This window comes from Streptomyces sp. UNOB3_S3 (genome assembly GCF_020740895.1).
Taxonomy (GTDB): domain Bacteria; phylum Actinomycetota; class Actinomycetes; order Streptomycetales; family Streptomycetaceae; genus Streptomyces.
In genome coordinates, this window is the sequence record NZ_JAILXP010000652.1 from 1 (window position 1) to 1,782 (window position 1,782).

1 protein-coding gene is annotated in these 1,782 nt (G+C 73.4%); it reads right to left on the minus strand.

Annotated elements, in window-relative coordinates; translation table 11 throughout:
- Positions 1 to 1,622: hypothetical protein (locus K6I33_RS34725; protein WP_229358780.1), on the minus strand; the 1,622-nt coding region annotated here is incomplete at its 3' end.
- Between the last annotated feature and the right edge of the window lie 160 nt (positions 1,623 to 1,782).

The following is a 1,782-nucleotide window of genomic DNA, read 5'->3' on the forward strand; positions in this document are numbered from 1 at the left end:
CTCAGCATCCCCCCATCCCGCGTGACCGCGACACACCCCGCCGCGCCGTCCCGCTCCGGAAACGCCACCAGCCAGCACCCCCCGTGCTCGGCGAACACCCGCTCCGCGGCGGCGCGGTACGTCTCGCGCGGCTCCGGCGCCCTGCCCAGGACGACATCGGCCGCACCGCCCCACCGGCCGTCCGGCTCGCCCTCCGCCACCACCAGGTGGGGATCGGCCAGGTGCCCGGTCACCGTCCCCTGGAGCCCGGCGACGTAGCGGCGCAGGACCAGCGTCCCGTCCGGCTCGGGCCGGACGTCGGCGAACGCGGGCGGCGGGACCGGCCCGTACCGCTCCGCGGGGAGCGGCAGCGGCAGGGTGACGGGCCGGGGGACGGCGGGGGACTCCGGCTCGTCGAGCTCCAGCCGCTCGTAGTAGAGGCGGCGCAGCAGTCCGGCCGCCCGCATGGGGCGGGAGGTGACGAGGCCGCCGATCGCCTCCAGCCGCTCGTCGCCCGCCTGGGCGGCGGCCGCGCGGCGCAGCTGGAGCCCGAGCGGGACGTCCGGCGCCACGCGCGGCAGCGCCGCGCCCAGCCGGGCCATGGGCGAACCGGCCGCGACCACCTCGTCGCCGAAGGCGCCCAGCAGGCCGGGCACACCGAGCGCGGCGGCGTAGAGGGTCAGTGATCCGTGGTCGCCGACGAAGGCGTCGGCCGCGACCAGTGCCGCCTTCCAGGTGTCGGTCTCCGGCGCGGGCAGGAGGAGCCCGGCCCGCAGATACGGGGCCAGCCACGCGCGTATCTGCCAACCGCCGTGGCCGTACCAGACATTGGGGTGCACGGCGGCGAGGACGCGGTACTCGTCGTGCGGCAGTTCGGCGAGGGCCCGGCGGACGAGGTCCATGTTCGCGCCGAGGAGGGAGTGCGGCCCCCAGGTGGAGGTGAGGACGAGCAGCTTCCGGCCGGGTGGCAGGCCGAGCGCGGCGCGGTACTCCGCGCGGAAGGGGAGGCCGGCGCGGAGGTCGTCCATGCAGGGGTCGCCGGCGACGACGGAGATCGGTACGGCCTCGGGGCAGCCGCGGCGGAGGCGTTCACGCTGCTCGTCGTGGGAGAGGACGATCGCGGAGGGGATCAGCTTCCCGTCATGAGTGAGCCATTCCGCATCCAGCCCGAACGCTTCCGGCTTCCGGCTTCCGGCTTCCGGCTTCCGGCTCCCGGCTCCCGGCTCCCGGCTCCCGGCTCCCGGCTCCCGGCGCAAGTGTTTATTGTATCCGGCGCCGTGCGGGGCGCCCACAAGTGGGGCGTTGAGCTCATGGAGTTCGCCGCCCCGGCTGCTGCTCACCGCGAGGTCGAATTTCCCCCGCTTCGCTTCCTCCCAGGATATCCAAGGGAGTTGGCGCGCGGTGATGAATTCCCGCGTTCCGTTCTCGAAGGCGGAAGACCCGGTGCAGGTGAACACCACATGCACCCGGCTGTCGCCCTCGAACGGCGCGAGCAGGTCCAACAGCCGTGTGGCGGAAGTAATGTTGTGGATGACGCCCAGCACCGTGCGCTCCGGCGCGGCGGTGGCCCACCGCCCCGCGTCGTCCCGCAGCAGGATGTGCGACGGTCGCGACGAACCCCGCGACGATCCCGCGTGCGGCATCGGAAGTCTCCTTGTCGATCAGGCGCGTACAGGGCGCGCTCGGCATCCGGCCGACGATACCTCGCTCCCGGACGCCGGTTCCCCAGCGCGATACGATCATTACTTTGCGTATATATGCATGTTTCGGGGGAGTAGGTGGTAAGGGGGGTGGGGGCATGGC